Origin of the sequence: Sediminicola luteus (assembly GCF_002514735.1) — a bacterium.
Taxonomy (GTDB): domain Bacteria; phylum Bacteroidota; class Bacteroidia; order Flavobacteriales; family Flavobacteriaceae; genus HQA918.
On the sequence record NZ_NBWU01000001.1, the window covers coordinates 877,496 to 897,017 of the forward strand.

Annotated in this window: 19 protein-coding genes; 4 read left to right on the forward strand and 15 right to left on the reverse strand. The window is 45.0% G+C overall.

The genetic code is table 11. From position 1 onward, the window contains the following. Nucleotide 1: 1 nt before the first annotated feature. From B7P33_RS10445 to porW, 15 genes are all read right to left on the reverse strand, one after another. Entirely contained in the window at nt 2–1,180 is a 1,179-nt protein-coding gene (locus B7P33_RS10445) for a murein hydrolase activator EnvC family protein (protein ID WP_245871748.1), read from the reverse strand. A gap of 45 nt (nt 1,181–1,225) precedes the next feature. Then, a complete protein-coding gene (locus B7P33_RS10450; RefSeq protein ID WP_097441907.1) occupies nt 1,226–2,005 on the reverse strand; it encodes a lipoprotein insertase outer membrane protein LolB1 in 780 nt (259 codons plus the stop codon). Beyond that, nucleotides 2,002–2,934 carry a tetratricopeptide repeat protein gene (locus tag B7P33_RS10455; RefSeq protein ID WP_216359379.1) on the reverse strand — a complete coding sequence of 311 codons (933 nt, stop codon included), beginning with the start codon at nt 2,932–2,934 and terminating at the stop codon, nt 2,002–2,004. The genes B7P33_RS10450 and B7P33_RS10455 overlap by 4 nt, the downstream gene beginning before the upstream one ends. A 119-nt stretch (nt 2,935–3,053) precedes the next feature. Further along, nucleotides 3,054–3,488: a dUTP diphosphatase gene (gene dut, locus B7P33_RS10460; RefSeq protein WP_097441909.1), complete on the reverse strand. Its 435-nt coding sequence runs from the start codon at nt 3,486–3,488 to the stop codon at nt 3,054–3,056. Beyond that, nucleotides 3,485–4,933 carry a lipopolysaccharide biosynthesis protein gene (locus B7P33_RS10465; protein WP_097441910.1) on the reverse strand — a complete coding sequence of 483 codons (1,449 nt, stop codon included), beginning with the start codon at nt 4,931–4,933 and terminating at the stop codon, nt 3,485–3,487. The genes dut and B7P33_RS10465 overlap by 4 nt, the downstream gene beginning before the upstream one ends. A gap of 385 nt (nt 4,934–5,318) precedes the next feature. After that, nucleotides 5,319–6,179 carry an ATP synthase F1 subunit gamma gene (atpG, locus tag B7P33_RS10470; protein WP_097441911.1) on the reverse strand — a complete coding sequence of 287 codons (861 nt, stop codon included), beginning with the start codon at nt 6,177–6,179 and terminating at the stop codon, nt 5,319–5,321. 48 nt (nt 6,180–6,227) lie between these two features. Continuing rightward, nucleotides 6,228–7,805 (reverse strand): F0F1 ATP synthase subunit alpha, encoded by a 1,578-nt coding sequence (gene atpA, locus B7P33_RS10475; protein WP_097441912.1) that lies wholly within the window; start codon nt 7,803–7,805, stop codon nt 6,228–6,230. Between the two features lie 49 nt (nt 7,806–7,854). After that, nucleotides 7,855–8,394: an ATP synthase F1 subunit delta gene (gene atpH / locus B7P33_RS10480; RefSeq protein WP_097441913.1), complete on the reverse strand. Its 540-nt coding sequence runs from the start codon at nt 8,392–8,394 to the stop codon at nt 7,855–7,857. Nucleotides 8,395–8,403: 9 nt separating this feature from the next. After that, on the reverse strand, nt 8,404–8,901 hold the full coding sequence (locus B7P33_RS10485) for a F0F1 ATP synthase subunit B (RefSeq protein ID WP_097441914.1): 498 nt from the start codon (nt 8,899–8,901) through the stop codon (nt 8,404–8,406). An 82-nt stretch (nt 8,902–8,983) separates the two neighbouring features. Further along, on the reverse strand, nt 8,984–9,175 hold the full coding sequence (gene atpE / locus B7P33_RS10490; RefSeq protein ID WP_172435920.1) for an ATP synthase F0 subunit C: 192 nt from the start codon (nt 9,173–9,175) through the stop codon (nt 8,984–8,986). A 32-nt stretch (nt 9,176–9,207) separates the two neighbouring features. Then, the gene (atpB, locus tag B7P33_RS10495) at nt 9,208–10,287 is read right to left on the reverse strand and encodes a F0F1 ATP synthase subunit A (protein ID WP_097441916.1); all 1,080 of its coding nucleotides are present in this window, start codon (nt 10,285–10,287) and stop codon (nt 9,208–9,210) included. 99 nt (nt 10,288–10,386) lie between these two features. After that, on the reverse strand, nt 10,387–10,812 hold the full coding sequence (locus B7P33_RS10500) for a DUF6168 family protein (RefSeq protein ID WP_097441917.1): 426 nt from the start codon (nt 10,810–10,812) through the stop codon (nt 10,387–10,389). Nucleotides 10,813–10,970: 158 nt separating this feature from the next. Next, entirely contained in the window at nt 10,971–11,195 is a 225-nt protein-coding gene (locus B7P33_RS10505) for an AtpZ/AtpI family protein (RefSeq protein WP_097441918.1), read from the reverse strand. After that, nucleotides 11,179–11,595, reverse strand: a complete 417-nt coding sequence (locus B7P33_RS10510; RefSeq protein WP_097441919.1) for a bactofilin family protein — start codon at nt 11,593–11,595, stop codon at nt 11,179–11,181. Before B7P33_RS10510 ends, B7P33_RS10505 begins: the two co-directional genes overlap by 17 nt. A 6-nt stretch (nt 11,596–11,601) precedes the next feature. Next, nucleotides 11,602–14,148, reverse strand: a complete 2,547-nt coding sequence (gene porW / locus B7P33_RS10515) for a type IX secretion system periplasmic lipoprotein PorW/SprE (protein ID WP_097441920.1) — start codon at nt 14,146–14,148, stop codon at nt 11,602–11,604. A 164-nt stretch (nt 14,149–14,312) separates the two neighbouring features. On the opposite strand from porW, the gene B7P33_RS10520 reads away from it, so the two are divergent. The 4 genes from B7P33_RS10520 (at nt 14,313) to B7P33_RS10535 (ending at nt 19,519) form a co-directional block, all read left to right on the forward strand. Beyond that, nucleotides 14,313–16,187: a hypothetical protein gene (locus B7P33_RS10520; RefSeq protein ID WP_245871750.1), complete on the forward strand. Its 1,875-nt coding sequence runs from the start codon at nt 14,313–14,315 to the stop codon at nt 16,185–16,187. A 64-nt stretch (nt 16,188–16,251) separates the two neighbouring features. Beyond that, nucleotides 16,252–18,075 (forward strand): vWA domain-containing protein, encoded by a 1,824-nt coding sequence (locus tag B7P33_RS10525; protein WP_097441921.1) that lies wholly within the window; start codon nt 16,252–16,254, stop codon nt 18,073–18,075. Between the two features lie 18 nt (nt 18,076–18,093). Beyond that, nucleotides 18,094–19,038 (forward strand): M23 family metallopeptidase, encoded by a 945-nt coding sequence (locus B7P33_RS10530; RefSeq protein WP_141402447.1) that lies wholly within the window; start codon nt 18,094–18,096, stop codon nt 19,036–19,038. A gap of 109 nt (nt 19,039–19,147) precedes the next feature. After that, nucleotides 19,148–19,519 carry a nuclear transport factor 2 family protein gene (locus B7P33_RS10535; protein ID WP_097441923.1) on the forward strand — a complete coding sequence of 124 codons (372 nt, stop codon included), beginning with the start codon at nt 19,148–19,150 and terminating at the stop codon, nt 19,517–19,519. The last annotated feature ends 3 nt before the right edge of the window (nt 19,520–19,522 follow it).

Here is a 19,522-nt window from a genome sequence, read left to right on the forward strand (position 1 = left end):
ATTACAGCGGATGTATCCACTGTTGAGGATTCAATTTTTTCGAATCTTGGTAGAGATAGAATTTTAGTCGGGTCTGCTGCGTATTCCGATTGGTATAAATTTCTCCCAAAGCTTCTTTGGCCGCCACTTTATCTCCCTTTTTTACATAGAGTTTGGATAGGTTGTAGTAGGTGGTAATATAGTTTCCGTGTTTTACCTGTACCCCGAGATTACCCCCTGGCACCGATAAAATCGCGATAACCTCCCCTTTAAATATGGACCGGGCCGGGGTACCAGCATCGGTAGCAATAATAACCCCATTGTTTTGGTGTTTTATCCCCGGATAAACGGCATCTTTGTACACCCCAAAGCCCTTGGATATAATGCCGCGCTCCACGGGCCAGATATGGCGCCCTTTATTGGCCGAAAAATTATCGGCGACCAACTTGGCCTCCGGGGTCAACGCGAACTTGGTACTGCTGCCCTTTTTACCCGATTTTTTGTTGCTGGCGGCAATGGCGGCACGAATAAGCTTGTCGATCTCCCTATCGATCCTACGGGCCTCTTGCTGTTTCTTTTTTAAACTTGCGGCGTATTTGCTTTCGTTCTTTTTTATACTGGCCAAAAGGGAGTTTTGGGTCTCTTTTTCGGCCATCAGGGCCTGACGCTCCTTTCTATTCGCTGCCAATAGGGCTTCTTTGGTCTTGCGCTGCTCGGCCAACTCTTGGTTCTTTTTGGTCAACACCTCTGTCTTAACCACGATCTGCTCCCCTTGTTCTTTACGATAGCTGGCGTATTGTTTTAAATACTGCAGCCGTTTATAGGCCTGTAAAAAGTTCTCGGCAGACAATAGGAACATGACCCGGTTTTGCTGGGAACGGTTTTGGTAGGACTTTTGGATCATGGCGGCATAATCTTCCCGCAAGAGCTTTAAATCGTTTTTAAGCTTGCCTACTTGGCGCACATTGGCATGGATCTGACGGTTGAGTAGATTGCTTTCCCTATTGGTCAATCGAATAAGTTGTTGTCTCTTATTGATCCGGGTATCTAAAGCCTCCATTTGGTCGAGTACCGAACCTTTTTCTTTGCGCTCGGCCGAAAGCAAACGGTTCATTTCGGCAATCTCTTTCTGTAAGCGCTTGCGCTGGGCCTCCAGTTCCTTTTGTTCTTGGGTTTGGGCCAAGGTCAGAAAAGACGCCATTAAAGCACAAAAGAGTAAAAAAAGGTATTTTGGTTTGGCCCTCATTTATTTCAGCACGATTTCTTTGTAACCTTCCGGGACCCGGTACGGAAAACGCATATTGGCATTGAGTTCCATATTTCGGAACTCAAGGTCAATGGTACTACTGTCCTTGTCCGTCATGGCCTCAATATGCACTTTATTGGGCAGGGCCTGCCCCGCTACTTCCTGGTAATCGGTATAGGCGATATGCAGCTTCCGGTTTTTGGCCGGTTGGATCAATTGCTGGTCGTCTACCCTTAGGTTACGGGGTTCGAGGCGCAACACGGATTTGAAGAATAGATCGGCTGCCTTGGGTTTTAATTCATAGGCATCGGCCAAGGTCTGCATACGGTATTTCCGTTCACGTAAATCTTCCAAAGCCTGTCCCAGCAATAGATTTTGCACTTTGTCAAAATCGAGCTCTACCCCTAATATTTCCGATAGGTATGAAAAATCACCTTCAAAAAACTCGCCCTCCAGTTTGTTATAGAAAGAAACCTTTTCGGGCGTAATCTTGGCTTTTACGATACCGAGGGTGGCCGAAATCCAGATGACCGAATCCTTTTGCATACGAAGGCTTACATTAAAACCTTGGGAATCGTCGCCATTGGTATGATCGATCTTTACCCTTCCGCTTAGTGTATTAAAGCGTAATTGATTGTCGTAATGTCCCTTGATCACCCCTTTTACCGAAGCTTTTGGGTCTACTTCGGCCCCCGCCAATACCTTTTTTGATGAACAGGCCGTCAGCAGGGTAAAACATAACAGCAGACCGAATAGGTTTATGGACTTCAACTTCGTCATTGGATTATCTTGCTAAAATAGGTATTTGCCTTGTTTTGATCGCCAAGAGCGGTATAGGCATCCCCAAGGGTTTTGTACAATTTGTTTGCCAAAGGGCCTTCTTCCAATAAAAAATCGAGGCCATCCTTTAAATAGCTTACGGCTTCTTTGGGCTTACCTGTTTGTAAAAGCGCTTGGCCTTGGGCATAATAGAGATAAGGCTGGGCCGGGAAAAGCTCCAAGGCCTCGCCCGACACTTGGGCCGCTTCCTTGAATTTTCCTTGCGCCAATAGGTTTTCCAATTGGGTGGTATAGGCCTGCATGGGATTCTCCTTTTTGGGAGTAGCCTGCACCTCAGGGGCCGTGGCTATGCCCTGGCTTGGTTTGGGTGGTGCCATTTGATCCAACTTGGCCGTATAGTCCGATTTAAAATCGCTTTGGGGTAGTTCTTGAAGCCATTTACGGGCCAAGGCCCATTGCCCGTGGGTATAGAACACCTTCACTAGGTTTTTCCCTACCTCTGGATGGGAACGGAGTTCGGCGGGCGCCATGGTTTCAAAAGGTTTTCCCTGTACCGCGAGTACCTTAATGTATACCTCCAAAAACCAAGGGTTGGCCGGCTCAAGTAACAACACATCCAATGAGGTGGTTTCGGCATTCGGATAATCCTTGAGTTGCAGATACACTTTAGAGAGTTCGTGCATTACCGCCCGGTTTTCGGGTTTAATGGACTGGGCCACCAATAAAGCATCGCGGGCACGGTCGTAATTTTCAATGCCTTTTTGGGTGAGGGCCTCGAAAAAACTTTCTTGAAAATCATCGGAATACTCCTCTAAGAACAATTCAGCACTTCCTTCTTCTTGGGCATAGGTAAACCCAATAAAAAGCAATCCGAGCAGCAATGTCTTGAAAATTCGTTCCATACGTCCACTGGGCACGTAATGCGCCACTTCAATTCGAATTTACGGGTTTGTAGGGAACTAGGACACCTAATTGATGAAATTTTATGATTAGGCTCAGCCCAATAGACCTGTCAGGTTTCTAAAACCTGACAGGTCTAGGTCTCCGCTTATTTTGTTCCGGTACTGCCAAAGCCCCCGGCGCCCCGTTCGGTCTCCGAAAGGGTTTCGACTTCAATCCACTCGGCCCGTTCGTGTTTGGCGATAACCATTTGGGCGATACGTTCGCCATTTTCCACCGTAAAGGGTTCGTTGGATAGGTTGACCAAAATCACCCCAATCTCGCCCCTATAATCGGCATCGATGGTTCCGGGTGCATTGAGCACACTAATGCCTTTTTTGGCCGCCAGACCACTCCTAGGACGTACCTGGGCCTCATAACCGATAGGCAGTTCAATAAAGAGTCCGGTTTTGATTACGGCCCGCTCCAAAGGCGCCAAGGTTATGGGTTCGCCCAATTGAGCCCTTAGGTCCATGCCGGCCGAGGCTTCGGTCTCATAATGGGGTAAGGCATGTTCGGAACGGTTGATGATCTTTATGGTCATGTTTTCTGCAATATTTTACGAATGTTCTGATGTTCGAGTTTATAAGTAAGGGCCAAAAAGGCCAGTAAAAGCGGAATACCCAGCCATACGTTTCGGTTAAAGCCATAGAAAGCGATGACGGACAATAGTACAGAAACGGACATATAGAACACGATCTTGCGATTGTTGTATGGCACCGGATAATAACGTTTTCCGATAAAGTAGGACAACAAGGCCATACTACCATAGGCGGCCAAAGTAGCCCAGGCCGAGGCCATAAATCCATATTTGGGTATAAAAACAAAGTTGATGACCAGGGTCAATGCCGCGCCCACCAATGAAATATAGGCGCCCCAACGGGTGCGGTCGGTAACCTTGTACCAAACCGATAGGTTGTGGTAAATGCCCAAACAAAAGGCGGCCAACAATAAAATCGGTACCACGTCCATGGCCTCAAAATAATCCTCGTTCCGCATTAAAATATGTTTGAGCCAATCGGAAAAAACCACCGTGGCCAATAAAATTATCGAGCCAATGACCACAAAATAGTTGGTGACCATGGCATAGGCTTTTTGCGGGTTTTTGTTATTGGCATGGCTAAAGAAAAAGGGTTCGATACCCAGGCGGAATGCCGTAGCGAAAAGCGTCATAAACACACTCATCTTATAACAAGCGCCATAAATACCTACTTGATCTTCGGCTATATCATCCGGAAGTAATTGCATTAATAAGATTTTATCGAAAACCTCATTCACGGTAAAGGCCAGACCGGCCACAAGTACGGGAAAAGCGTACTTCATCATCCGTTCGAAAAGCTCTAGATCGAAATAGTAGTGCGAGCGCAGGTAAATACCTCCCACCAAGGCCAGGGTAACCAAACTAGCGATCAAATTTGAAATGAATACGTAGTGTATTTCAAAATCCGGTTTATAAAGTCCTCCCAAAAAGCTATCGGCCATTTTGGGCAGTAGGATCAAAAAGAAAAGGTTTAATCCCAGATTAATGAGCACATTGGTGATCTTTACCCAAGCATAGCGTCCGGGTCGTCCTTTAGCCCTAAGATAAGCAAAGGGGATTACAGCCAGGGCATCGAGCACCAAAATGAAAATAAAGTAACTCAAATACTCTAACGGAATATTTATCCAGTAGGTCAGCGACGGTTTTATGCTTAGGCCCAGCACCAAAAAGAACATGGAACTGGTGAGCATACTGAGCAAGCTGGTGGCTATGACCTTGGGCTTGTTGGGCTCTTGGTTGAAAAAACGGAAAAAAGCCGTTTCCATACCATAGGAAAGGAGTACGTTAAAAATCGCGAAATAGGAAAAATAGTAAGTGACCTTTCCATAGTCGCCCGTTTCCATAACCTCTGTATACAAAGGGGTAAGGATAAACGAGAACATACGGGGCAGTACCGTAGCCAGTCCGTATATGGCCGTTTGATGGAAAAGTTTTTTAATCGCGCTCAAATCGGGAGGGAAATGCTAGGGGTAAAAGTAAGGATATTAGAATAAAGACCGTTATGCTGGAGGAAGAAAGCTCAAGGACCGCTGCGCTAAAGGAAGAAAGACCGGCTTCCTTTGCCATTATCATTTTAGTTCATGACAAAAAAAGAGATGTCATATTGAGCACCGTATCAGCTAGACAGACAGGTAGTCGAAATGCTAAAAATCATTTTTCCATTTGTCTTCGACTGCGCTCAGACTGACATTTAGGATAGAAATTAATTTTGTTATGTATTGAACAATAGCATTCAACTTTCGAACCACACGATGTAAAACAAAAAACCCCACCGAAATCGGCAGGGTTCTTATGATATATATGTAGTAAACGGGGAAGACTACATCTGTGCCCTTAGTTAGCCAAGGCTTCGGCACCACCAACAATCTCAAGGATCTCGTTGGTAATGGCAGCCTGACGGGCTTTGTTATAGGTCAATGTCAATTCGTCCCTTAGGGCACCGGCATTATCGGTTGCCTTGTGCATGGCCGTCATACGGGCGCCATGCTCTGAGGCAAAAGAATCGCGGATTCCTTTGAACAATTGCGTTTTCAACGATTTTGGGATCAATTCCATGACGATCTCGGCCTTACCTGGCTCAAAGATATAATCGGCTGAGCTGTTCTCGGCACCTTCTACTGGCAGGATTGGCAAGAACTGTTCGGTCATTACAATCTGCGTAGCGGCATTCTTGAACTTGTTGTACACCAATTCAATCTTGTCGTACTCGCCTTCGGCAAAGCGGTCCATAAGCTCTTGGGCAATGGCGGCCACATTCTCGAAGGTTAAGTCGTCGTATACCCCTGAGTGGTTGGCGATAACATTACCACCTTTAGCCAAAATATCGTCACCTTTCTTACCAATGGCCATAATATCTACCTGCTTTCCGGCATAGACCTCATTGCTCAATTGGTTTACCTTTTTGATGATATTCGAGTTAAAGGCACCACAAAGCCCCCTATTGGAGGTTATGGCCACAACCAATACCTTGTTTACCTCACGATCTTCGGAAAAGGCGCTTCCGGCCCCTTCTTCCAATGCCCCACTAAGGTTCTGTAACAACTCGGTCAATTTATCGGCATAGGGTCGCATGGCGGTAATCGCATCTTGGGCCTTTTTCAATTTGGCCGCCGATACCATCTTCATGGCAGAGGTAATCTGCATGGTCGATTTTACCGAGCTGATCCTATTCCGTATTTCCTTTAAATTAGCCATGTATCGTTAATTATGAATTCTGAATCCAGAATTCTGAATTCAAAATGCTTAAGCGTATTTAGCAGCCAAATCTTTACAAACCGAGGTTAAGGTATCGGTTACCTCGTCGGTCAGTTTACCTGATTTGATGGTATCTAAAATATTGCGGTGCTTGGCGTTCATAAACTCGATGAACTCACCTTCGAACTCTTTTACTTTCTCAACAGGAACATTCCTAAGCAAGTTCTTGGAACCAGCATAGATAATGGCCACCTGATCTTCTACCGTATACGGGTCGTTCTGGGCCTGCTTAAGAATCTCTACGTTTCTACGCCCTTTTTCAATTACATTCAGGGTTGCAGCATCCAAATCGGAACCAAACTTGGCAAAGGCTTCCAATTCACGGAACTGAGCCTGATCCAGTTTCAAGGTACCGGCTACCTTTTTCATAGACTTGATCTGGGCCGAACCTCCTACACGAGATACGGAGATACCTACGTTAATCGCCGGACGCACCCCTTGGTTGAACAAATCTTGCTCCAAGAAAATCTGACCATCGGTAATCGAAATCACATTGGTAGGGATATAGGCTGATACGTCACCCGCTTGGGTTTCGATAATAGGTAGGGCAGTTAATGAACCACCACCTTTTACCTTATCTTTCAAAGACTCCGGAAGGTCGTTCATATCCTTGGCAATGGTATCATCGGCAATAACCTTGGCGGCACGCTCCAACAAACGCGAGTGTAGGTAGAAAACATCACCAGGGTAGGCCTCACGTCCTGGAGGACGACGAAGCAACAAAGACACCTCACGGTAGGCTACCGCTTGCTTGGACAAATCATCGTAAATGATCAAAGCAGGACGACCGGTATCACGGAAGTACTCTCCGATAGCGGCACCGGCCATTGGGGCGTATACCTGCATTGGTGCAGGATCCGAAGCGTTAGCGGCTACGATTGTCGTATAGGCCAAAGCCCCTTTATCTTCCAAAGTCTTGGCAATAGCGGCCACGGTAGAAGCTTTCTGACCAATGGCTACATAGATACAGTATACAGGCTCGCCTGCATCGTAAAATTCTTTTTGGTTGATGATGGTATCGATACAAACCGTAGTCTTACCGGTCTGCTTATCACCGATTACCAACTCACGCTGACCCCTTCCGATCGGAATCATGGCATCTACCGCCTTAACCCCGGTTTGAAGTGGCTCGTTTACCGGCTGACGGAAGATTACACCTGGGGCCTTACGCTCCAAGGGCATTTCGTAAGTCTCACCGGAAATAGCACCTTTACCGTCAATAGGCTCTCCTAGGGTGTTCAATACACGACCAACAACACCTTCACCTACCTTGATCGAGGCAATGGTCTGGGTGCGCTTTACGGTATCGCCCTCTTTAACTTCTTTAGATGGACCCAAAAGTACCACACCTACGTTGTCTTCCTCGAGGTTAAGTACCATACCTTGCATTCCACTACCGAACTCTACCAACTCCCCGTACTGAACGTTGGAAAGACCGTACACACGGGCAACACCATCACCCACCTGCAATACGGTACCTACTTCGTTCAAGGATGCAGAGGCCTCAAATCCTGATAATTGCTCTTTTAAGATTGCTGATACTTCAGCGGCTTTTACTCCTGCCATTTTACTTTGTATAAAATGCAAGGCCCCCCGGCCTTGACGGTTGTTTTAATTATATGCTGTTTACAAAACTTCTTTTAACCTCGCTAAGCTTGTTCGCGATACTGGCATCGTACTGTGTATCGCCAACCCTAAGGATAAACCCACCCAATACGGCCGGATCTACCACGCTTTTGAGGCTTACTTTCTTTCCGGTCAATTCGGCTACCTTGGCCAATACCTGCTTTTCCATATCGGCAGTAAGCGGTACGGCAGTGGTAACGGTAGCGGCCTCTTCGCCACGAAGGGCCTCGCTCAAGGCGATGAATTTCTGGGCCACCTGGCCCAAAAGCCCTACCCGTTTATTGTTGACCAATAGTTTGATCAAATCCAAAGTACCTTGTTGCGACCCTTTGAAAACGGATTCCAACACCTGTTGTTTGGCACTACCGTTTATTACGGGATCGGCCAATACTTCCTGTAGTTCGGTACTATCGTTCAATGTGTCCAACACGGTACGCATATCGGCCTCCAAGGCTTCGGTAGATTTTTTCTCTACAGAAAGCTCCAACAGGGCTTTGGCGTAACGTATGGCTGCTCTAGATTCGCTCATTCGTCTTAATTATAAGGTAACGTCAGACAACATATCGGCAACCAATTTCTCTTGCTTGGCACCGTCTTTCAATTCTTCCTTCAACACTTTCTCGGCAATGTCCAATGAAAGGCTGGCCACTTGGTTTTTGATATCGGCAACCGCGGCTTTCTTTTCACTTTCAATGGTAGCCTGGGCCTGCTGGATCATTTTATCGCCTTCTAGCTGTGCGGCTTCCTTGGCATCGGCAACGATCTTGTCTTTAATCTCACGGGCCTCTTTTAACATGGCATCACGCTCTTCGCGGGCCTCTTTAAGCAAACGTTCGCTATCGGCACTGATGTTCTGCATTTCCTTTTTGGCCTCTTCAGCGGCGTCCATAGCCTTACGGATACCCTCTTCGCGCTCGTTTACGGCATCTAAAATCGGTTTCCATGCGAATTTCTTCAGCAATACCACCAATAAGATGAAGATGGTCAACATCCAAAAAAATAGGCCAAAAGAAAATTCATTCATTAATTTCTCCATGTCGAAACTATATCTTGATTCTAATAATTCAATGTAATAAAGTGCAGTTGCAACCAACCGTTACAACTGCACTCGTTTAGCCTTAGGCTGCGAATAGGGCAGCAAAACCGATACCTTCGATAAGGGCCGCAGCAATAAGCATAGCGGTTTGAATCTTACCTGAAGCTTCTGGCTGACGGGCGATGGCTTCCATAGCCTGTCCACCAATTCTACCAATACCAAGGCCAGCTCCGATTACGATCAAACCTGCACCTACGATTTCTGGAATTTGCATAATGTATCTAATTAATTATTAAACATTCAATATTAATGGTGACCTTCTTCTACCGCGGCACCAAAATACAATGCCGACAACATGGTGAAAATATAGGCCTGAAGGGCGGCAACCAACAATTCCAACAACGACAAGGCAAAGGCCAAGGCGAAGGAAAGCGGACTACCGATCCAGTTTTTAAAGATGAACATCAATCCAATGATACTCATCAATACGATATGCCCTGCCGTAATGTTCGCATACAAACGAATCATTAATGAGAAAGGCTTGATAATGGTACCCAACAATTCGATGGGTGCCAATATTATTTTCATTGGGGTAGGTACACCTGGCATCCAGAAGATATGCCCCCAGTAGTTTTTGTTTCCTGAAAAAGTGGTAATGAAATAGGTAATCAGGGCCAAAGCCAAGGTCACGGCTATATTGTTGGTTACGTTAACCCCAAGCGGTGTAAGCCCGAATAGGTTTACGATCCACACAAAGAAAAATACGGTCAACAAATACCCCATAAACCTACGGTAGTGCTTCTCTCCGATATTCGGTCTTGCGATATCGTCGCGGATGTATAGGATAATAGGCTCCAACAAACGTCCAAAGCCGGTGGGCATGGCGCTGTTTTTATAATTCTTGGCCATACGGCTAAAAATCAAGAACATGATGATACTCACCAAAAGTATAAAGAACACGTTTTTGGTGAAAGAGAAATCCAACGGCTTTTCGTTGGTCGGGTGATGGTCGGCATCGTAGTTGATGGTACCGTTGGCATCGGTCTTGTAAATCTTATTGTGATACAAAGCGTAGTGGTTGCCCCCTACCTCAGCCACGGTCTCACCGTGATGGAACTTAGATGAAGAAAACACCTTTAGACCACCATCCCAAAGAATGACAGGCAACGGAAAACCAACATATTTATGCTCGCCGGCATCATTGGTGTAAGAATACAAAGAGAAGTCGTAAGAGTCCAACAAGTGGTGAGCGATATACTCCTTGATCTCGGTTTTTAAGTCCTTCTCCCCGGCTTCTTCCCCATGTTGTTTTTCTTTGGCAAAGGCATTGACGGTCAAAAGCAAGGCCATCGCCACAACTATCTTGGAAATAAAAGAATTTCGCATATCGTTCCCTAAAATAAATTTTCGGTCTCTAAAAATCGGTGCAAATGTAGTCCATTTTACGAAAAGGTAAAAGGCATTACCCCTTTATTTTTCCGACACTTAGATCTCATCGGGTTTTGGGGCATCGGTATCCATGGATTGCAGCATTTTAGCGGTGAAAAGGGTTCCGACGGATAAACAAATGACATAGGGCGCGAAAAAACTTAGGAATTCGGCCCGTACCATGTCGCCATCGGCCTGGTAACCGGGATAAAAAATGAAGAAGAAAAGCGCGAATTTTAATAGACTGCCCGCCATATACAGAAACCCAAGTTGATGTTTTAACCGCTTTCGAAACGCGTATAAAAGGATATAGATTCCCAAGGCCATAATACCATTAAAAAGGTAGGTACCCCGGATCTGATGCGCCCATAGATCCGAATCCTGTAGCCATCTCACGCCTAAATGGATTGCGAAGCCCAACCCTAATACCAAGGGTAAGACCCAAATGAAACGTAGCGTGATTTTTTGTTGGGGATGCGCCATGGAAATAAACAAGCCTTTTTAGAGCGCACAAAATTAAGGGATTTCAATGCAATGGCATCGTTATGATCCCAAGTATCGAAAATGTTTGGAGTTCCCCTCTCCCCGAGGGAGAGGGGCTAGGGGTGAGGGCCTTTTCGCCCAAGGTAAATTGGCACGACCTACTTCTGCAACCGCTTCAACGAAGCCAACACCCTATAAATAGCTATGGCCACACCGAGTAGTGTGGCCATAGCCGTAAATATCCGTTTTTCATTTCCGTAGTGATCGTCTAACCATTTGCCCCCTTTGGCGGCCAAAAATATGGTAATGCCCATCTCTAACCCTATACCAGATAGGGCCACGGCTTTTTTATAAGGATTGTTCTTCTTAGGAGGCTTTTGCATTGGTGGTCGCGGTATGGGTCTTGATAGCCGCCCCACCTTTCATGGAACAGCTAGCGTTAAAGGTAGCTCCAGGCTCTACGGCCAATTTAGCTACGGAAACCGTTCCGTCGATTACCGCTGAAGCTTTTAAAGACAACAGATCGCTTACCATAAGCTCTCCATTGAACTTGCCCTCAATATCGGCATTAACACATTCTACCTTACCTTGGATCTTGCCTTCGCGACCGATTACCACTCGGCCTGAGGTTTTGATATTCCCCTCCAATTGGCCATCGATCCTAAAATCGGCCTGGGAAATGATATCCCCTTTGATCTGGGTGTTCTTCTCGATTCGGTTTGGCTGTCCGCCGCCCATTTCAGTCACGGGACGACCTCCTTTTTTATTGTTGTCTGAAAACATAGCAATTTATGGTTTTGGGGTTAACAGTCCTTTTCTATAATCTTCTAAATTCTTATGGATCTGGACAATAGCATAATTACCCGATAAAATTACAAAATTTCGATCCTTTATACGGTAGTCCTTATTATTTTTTATGAGTTCGGCATAACCCAAGGCCCTATCTTGACTACTAAAGCCATGTACCACTACAAATTGGGTAGTTAGATCATACAGGTCTTGGGAAACCGTATTGCGGTATTTCAAGTCTTTTATCGATTGCTCTAACCGCTCTTTTAACTTGGCGATTTTTTCGGTATCAGCTGCCGCCAAGGGGAATACCACTTTCCAATTACCGGTTCCGGTTTTTGAAAATTCCCTTTTGGCCAAATTGCTGAGTTTATTGTCCAGTATATCCTGGGCTTTCTTCCCTTCTTCGTTATTCGGATAGGTTAGGGCCACATAATTCAAACTCTCACGGTAGGCTTGAAAACCATTTAAACGCCCATTGGCATTGGCTTTGAGCATTTCCAATTTAGGTACAATGGCATCGCCGGTAAATCGACTGATAGCCTCTTCGGTACCCACCATAACCTGTAAGTATTCTTGGGCCTGGTATTTTCTGTACAACCCATTGTAGGTCGCATCGGGTCCGTTCGAATCGCCCTCCAATACCAATTCCGGGTTTTGAATGATCAATGCATAGCGGGAAGTCGGGTGGTTCTGCACGATATCTTGCCGCATTTGGTCGGCCAGCGGACTGCCTTCCTCTTGGTAGATTTTATAGAGGTTGTATTTAGAAGGAAGTATCAAACGTTTTTCAGGGGCATTGGCCAAAACGGATTCCAATTTACCAGCAGCCAATACATTCTCCTTGAATTTTTCCTTATAGATTAAACCCAATTGATAATTCGCAAAATTCTTTTCGGCTTTTAAACTATCGATAACCTTGGGGTCGTTAGGAATCTGCTCTAAATAATAATCCAATTCGTATTTACGCCCCGCTACTGCCATGGCCGCGGCTGCACCCGTGGTATCTATTTGCTGGGCAATGGCGATATCTTCTTGCTGGATGATACTCTTGTTGGCCCAACGCCAGTTGTCTTCCAACTTCCTATTGCCCCAATAGTTTTGGAACTTGGTTTTCCCATAGCCCAAACTGGTTACGTTATAGAAATAGAACTTACCTTGGTTTTCTTGTCCGCCCGGAGATTCCATAAAAGTGGCGAACCCCTGCTCCATCTTAGCTTCCTCTTCTTGGGCTTTGGCCTCTTCTTCGGCGATCATGGCATCGATATGCTCTTGGTAATAGGCGCGGCGGGCTATATCCTTCATCCCATAGACCTTAACGATACTATCGGTACGGCTGACCACCTCTTCATAGGCGATCACATCTTCGAGATTGTCCAATTTTTTACGGATCCGACGGGCTTTTAGGGTATGCTCCTGTAAATTGGTGAGGGTACTGTCGTAATAGGCCCCGGCATCTTTATAGGCATAGCGATCAAAATAATAGTCGGCCAGATCTTCGTAGTTGAGGGCATTCAATTTATCATCGCCCTGGGTGGCCCGTAACGATTTGTCGTAATAATCCAAAGCCACGGCATCTTCGCCATTGTTCATATGGTAACGGGCAAAACCGCGGTATACCTTATCGAGATACGGACGGTTTTCCCTATTCTCGGCCAGTTTGGTGAAATGTTCTAAAATGGCCTCTCGGTTTTGATCGGTTATCTCGGTATTTCTCAAAATGGCCACCTCGGCATTGATCATATAGACCCGGGGCGATTTTCTTTTGAGTTCAATGATCTTGTTATAAGCATAGTTGGCACTGTCTTTATGGCCCATACGATCGAACAATTGGCCAATGATGTAGTAGTACCTACCTTTTTCGGCCTTGCTTTTGGTATAGGTCGAAGCGATCTTAAGCTGATGGATCGCCGTATCGAGTACTTTTTGGTTGATGTAGGCCTGAGCCATTACCGCCCGTGCATCGGCATATTCTTGATCGGTAAGCTCGTCGTATTTAAAGAGTTTTTTCAGGTTTTCAATGGCCAGCTCCACATTTTCGAGCCTTAAATTGGTCTTCTCCCGCCATATACGGGCCTCGGTAAGCTTATCGGAATAGGTGTGTTTTCTAAGGATGTAGTTGAAGGCCTCTAGGGCGGGAATAAAACGCTGGTCAAAGTAACGGGCCTTGCCCAATAGCAAAAAGGCTTCATCGGTCTGCGGATTGCGCTCCCGATCTTTGATTTCCATGCCATGTTTTTGCACGGCCTTGGTCGCCTTTTCTTCAGCAATGGCAAATTTAGGGTGATTGTCTTCAGAATCGAGCTTCACTTCATCTCGTACCGCCATACGTTCTACCGGAAGTATTTCCCAATAATCGTCTACATAGGAAGCATTAAGTTCTTCCCGCCCTTCCTCAAAGGCGATATTACCATTGTACAACACATTGTACTTGGTATTTAGGGCATGCCAATTGCGGTTCATAAAGGCATCCTTGGTGGTAGAACAGGCCGAAATGACCAGCACCAACGCCAAAAGACCCCAACTGTAGCGACGATACGACTTCAAACTTATCTCTATTGTTTGGTATTCTTAACTAAAAAATGACCGCTTTAGTATATAGAAAGGCCTAATTTAAGGGTTTCATCCGCTCGCTTGCCCCACTTGACCATTTCAAGATCGCTTTTCTAGCGTTTTCCGTACATTTGGGTATAACCCTTTGTCCGATCTTCATGAGGTTTCTTGCACTTTCGTTCCTTTTCCTTTTTACCCTGCAAACGACTTTTGCCCAAAAACATTATGGCATCGATTTTTCGGCTGCCGGAGGCCCGCAATGCCATGCCTTTACCCAGGCTTTTCACAATAAGGCCAAGGAGGTCAATTTCTCCATTGCCCGCGAAGGTAATGCCCTGTTTTTCGAAACCAACGACAAAAACTGGTTCAGCCAATTGTTCCAAGGGAAAAACGACGGAATCGCCCTGGACCTTGTGCCCCGGGATCGTTATGCCTGCAACTATCAGGCCCCTCCGGCCCAGATCAAAGGCCTGCTTTTGGCCCCTGTGTATAGCAAAGCCCTAAAGCAAGGGTTACGGCCGGCCAAAGAAAACCGGTATCGGGTCAAGGTGGGTACCATACCCCAAACCCTGGCGAACGACGATCTGGAGTTCAACATTCTTTTCCTGAACGATAAAAAACTGTGCCTCTATTATGTAATCTATAACCTGCCCTCTTACCCCTGGGATTTGTTGGATATGGGCATGTACCTGGACAGCCTTACCTATAGCGACCGAAAAATTCCGGGTGCCTCGGACAGCGGTACGGTCTATAAATTCAAGAGCCTCACCTTTACCGTTCCCTTTGAAAAGAACAAGACCAACTATGCCCCGGCCGATATAAAACCGCTGTACGATTCGCTGCGACTGACCGATTTCAATATCAAAAGTATCGATATACATGCCTATGCCTCGGTAGAAGGAAGTACCGCCCGTAATGCCGAATTGCAACAGGGCCGTGCCGAGAGCATTATAGCGGCATTGCAGAGTTTTCAAAAACCGACCATAGCTACCCAGATCGAAACCTCGGAAAACTGGGTAGAGTTCTTAAAGGATATTGAGGGTACCCCACATGCCCAAATGGGCCAACTGCCAAAGTCTGAGATCAAAAAACGTTTGGTTGGCCAGACTTCAGCGGCCCTGGAACCCCTCTTAAAAAACCATAGAAAGGCCATTATTCGTCTAGAACTCGATAAAAAAGATCCCTATAAAAATGAGCGTCCCGAACAATTGGTGCAGTTGTTCAATGGGGCCGTAAAAAAGGAAGATCTCGCAGAGGCCCTGGCCATTCAGAACTCCTTGTTCGAAAAAATGCGGCAAAATATGGCCAATCCCGAATTGTTGCGACAACTGGAAGTGCCGGAACAATCGAAATTCTTACCGCTTTTACTTAAAAATGCGGTCTATAGATCTATGCTCGATGAGAAATACATCTTGATTTCTAGGAACCAGTTACGCCGACTAAAGCAATTAGATCCCAACAATGCCAAACTCGACTATAATATCGCGGCCCTGAACCTTAAAATATGGCGTTACAATGCCGAACCCGTAGATGCCCGTAAATTGAAGCAGTCCATCGAAGGTCTGGCGCAAAAAGGTATCGAACGCCCCCTGATTCAACGTATGCTGGTCAACTACCATATCATTAAGGCCGAGCAGCATATGCGGAAGCGTGAGTACGATCAAAAAGACCGCTCGGTGGCCTTTATCAATGCTACCTATAACGACTTCCCCAAATCGGATTTCGATTATTTAAGTCTGGCCCAGTTCCTGACCTATTATGCCAATAACGAAGATGCCGTGGCCCTGTTGAACGACAAGGCACAACAGCTCGATGTGAACAGCGAGCTGCTTTTCTATTACATAAATTTAACCCTGATCGACCAGCAGTTGACCGCTACCGAAGACTACCGCCGGATAATGCTGAACGCCCACGATCTGGACCCCCAACGTTTTTGTAACCTTTTTGCCTCCCCGGCCCAGGGCGGGGTAACCTTCCAACTGCTCGAAGACCCTTTTTTAAAGCAGTATTATTGCGAGAATTGTGGTAATTAACAGGTACGTTCGGGAAGTAGGCAAATTGATAAAATGCCTATATTAGAGTTCCTAAACCAACGTTATGAAAACCAACACAATCCTACAGCTATTTTTCTGTCTTTTCTTTTTTCAAATTGGAATTGGCCAAGAAATCGAAGGTATAGTCCTAGACGAATCCAATCTACCTCTTCCAGGTGCAAATGTTTTGGAAAAGGGAACCTCCAATGGCACCCAAACCGATTTTGATGGTCGATTTAAGATTACGCTTCAATCCAATAAAAAGGCACTAATTATCTCATATATAGGCTATATAACCCAAAAAATAAACCTTAAAAAGCAAAGTTCTCCTATTAAAGTGATTATGCAGCCAGACCATAGCTCCTTAGAAGAAGTGGTCGTTACCGGAATGGGAATAAAACGTGTACGAAAATCCATAGGGTATGCCGTATCCACGGTACCAGCAGAATCCTTTTTCTCGAATGAAGGTTATGCAGAAATTGAGGAAAATGGATTTCTCAAAGCAAACAAAAAACCACTTTCTACCTTTTCCGTTGATGTAGATGCAGCTTCCTATAGTAATATGAGAAGGTTCTTAAACGAAGGCCAACTTCCGCCAAAAAATGCGGTTCGAATTGAAGAGATGATTAATTACTTCAATTATGATTATCCTAACCCAAATAGTGAACTCCCATTTTCGGTAACCACTGAATTAGCCACTTGTCCTTGGAACGACAAAAACCTACTATTACATGTTGGATTGCAAGGCAAAAAATTGGCCCTGGACAAACTTCCCCCTTCCAATATTGTTTTCCTATTGGATGTATCTGGATCTATGAAAAGTTACAATAAACTACCCCTAGTCAAAAAATCACTGACCCTTTTATTGGATAGTCTCGGGCCAAAAGATAAAGTCGCCATTGTAGTTTATGCTGGTAGTTCTGGCTTGATTCTACCTTCTACTACTTGTGATGATAAAGAAAAAATCCTATCGGTCCTTGACAATCTATCCGCTGGAGGGTCTACCGCTGGCGGTCAAGGCCTAAAATTAGCCTACAAAATTGCAGAAGAAAATTTCATTGAAAAAGGAAATAATAGGATCATAATGGCCACTGATGGGGATTTCAATGTTGGCCTAAGTAGTAATTCAGAAATGGAGACCTTGATTACCAAGCAAAGGGATAAAGGAATCTTCATTTCGGTATTAGGATTTGGTATGGGCAACTACCAAGATGATAAAATGGAGATTATCGCAGATAAAGGCAACGGTAACTACGCCTATATCGATAACCTATTGGAGGCAAAAAAAGTCTTGGTCAGTGAATTCGGCGGAACTTTCCATACCATTGCCAAAGACGTAAAGTTCCAACTCGAATTCAACCCCTATTTGGTATCGGAATACAGACTAGTTGGATATGAAAATCGATTACTGGAAGATGAGGATTTTGACAATGACCAAAAAGATGCCGGCGATATTGGTTCAGGACATTCCGTAACCGCATTATACGAAATCATCCCTAACAAAAAAAAGGTCAAAAAATCTAAAAATCTGAAATACCAGGAATCGGTTTTGACTGCCGAAGCCTTGACTGGAAATGATATAGTATGGCTTAAGTTAAGGTACAAATCGCCAAAGAAAAATCGAAGTGAATTTATAGAACTAAGTGTCGAAAATTCAAGAATTGAATTAAAAAATACCAGCGAAAACTTTCGGTTTTCTGCAGCCGTTGCCCAATTTGGAATGTTACTTAGGAATTCAAAATACCTTGGAAAAACTACTTGGCAATCTACTATCTCCCTAGCAAAACAATCCAAAGGGATAGACAAGAATGGTTATCGGAGCGAAATGATCCGACTTGTAGAATCTGCCGAATTGATAGAGAAAACCAGCAAATCGAAAAGCAGGTAATCCTACCACCCCAAGCATATGTACCACATTAAAACGAGAACATTAATCTTGTTGTTTTATTTCCTTGGGCTTACTACGGTTTTTACACAACCAAAAGCCATAGAGATCGAATACAAACGAAACGATGATAATTCGGTCGATTTCACCTATATCAAACATAAGCCAGGAAGTTTTCAAGTCGTTATGACCTTTAGCCAACTCAGTAATTGTAGGCAGGGTAAATATAGTGCCATCATTAAGGCTAAAACGGGCCGCTTGTTGCGCCTAAAACCCATAGACCCGGAACAACCCATCAATTTCGCTTATAGCACCCGAACGGGTCGGGGAACCCCCAATCCGAAAATTGACCCTGAACTGAAGTACCTCTTGCCTTTTGCCACAGGTAAAACGGTTTCGGTAGATGAAAGTACCCAGCTCAGGGCCCAGTATTTTAAAGCCAAAGCCAATGCGAGCTGGAAAGCCTTTCATTTTAACCTTCCTGAAGCCGAAACCGTATATGCCATACGAAAAGGCATTGTGGTAGAAATAAAAGATGGCCAAAAACATGAGGTATCGAACAACATTTCCTATACCAGTAAATTAAACGAAGTACTTATAGAACATAAAGATGGCACTTATGGAAGGTATTCGGGCTTTGCCAGAGGATCTATAACGGTCAAACTAGGCCAAATGGTTTATCCCCGGACCCAACTAGGCAAATTGACCCAGTTTAATGAACGGGATTACCGACTGTATCTTATGGTGTACTACCTGACGCAAAATATTGAAGATTACAAAAAACAAAGCCTACAATCCGAGGACACCCATGGGTATGTAGATCCATGGTTCGTAACCGAGAAAGGGGTAGTTAAGCTTCAAGATGACCATCAATATACGGTTCAATTGAACGAGGAAGTCATTTTACAAGAGTTTAGCCGGAGAGAGAAAAAACGGTATAAGAAAGATCCCGTTAGTTTTCAATAATAAGGGAATCGTATAACCGTCTTGTTCCAAAATGGCAATACTATTATTTATTCCATTCAGAATTTTCGTACCTTTTTGCTGTTATTAAAATTCATTAAACAAAAAACCTATGAACACACAAGAAGTCGCCAACAAGCTGGTCGGGTATTGCCGAAACATGCAATTCGAAAACGCCATGAACGAATTGTATAGCCATGATATCGTAAGTATCGAACCCAAGGGATCACCAGCCGAAGAAGTTCGGGGCATTGAAGCGGTACGGCAAAAAGGGGAACAGTTCGAACAAATGGTTGAAGCCATGCATGGCGTGGAAGTCTCCGAACCCCTAGTGGCCGACAACTTCTTTAGCTGTACCATGAAAATGGATGTTACCTTTAAAGGCGCCCCAAGGAGTACCATGGAAGAAGTATGTATCTACCAAGTAGCCGACGGTAAGATCGTTAGCGAACAATTTTTCTTTACGCCTATGCCGCAGGGATAAACT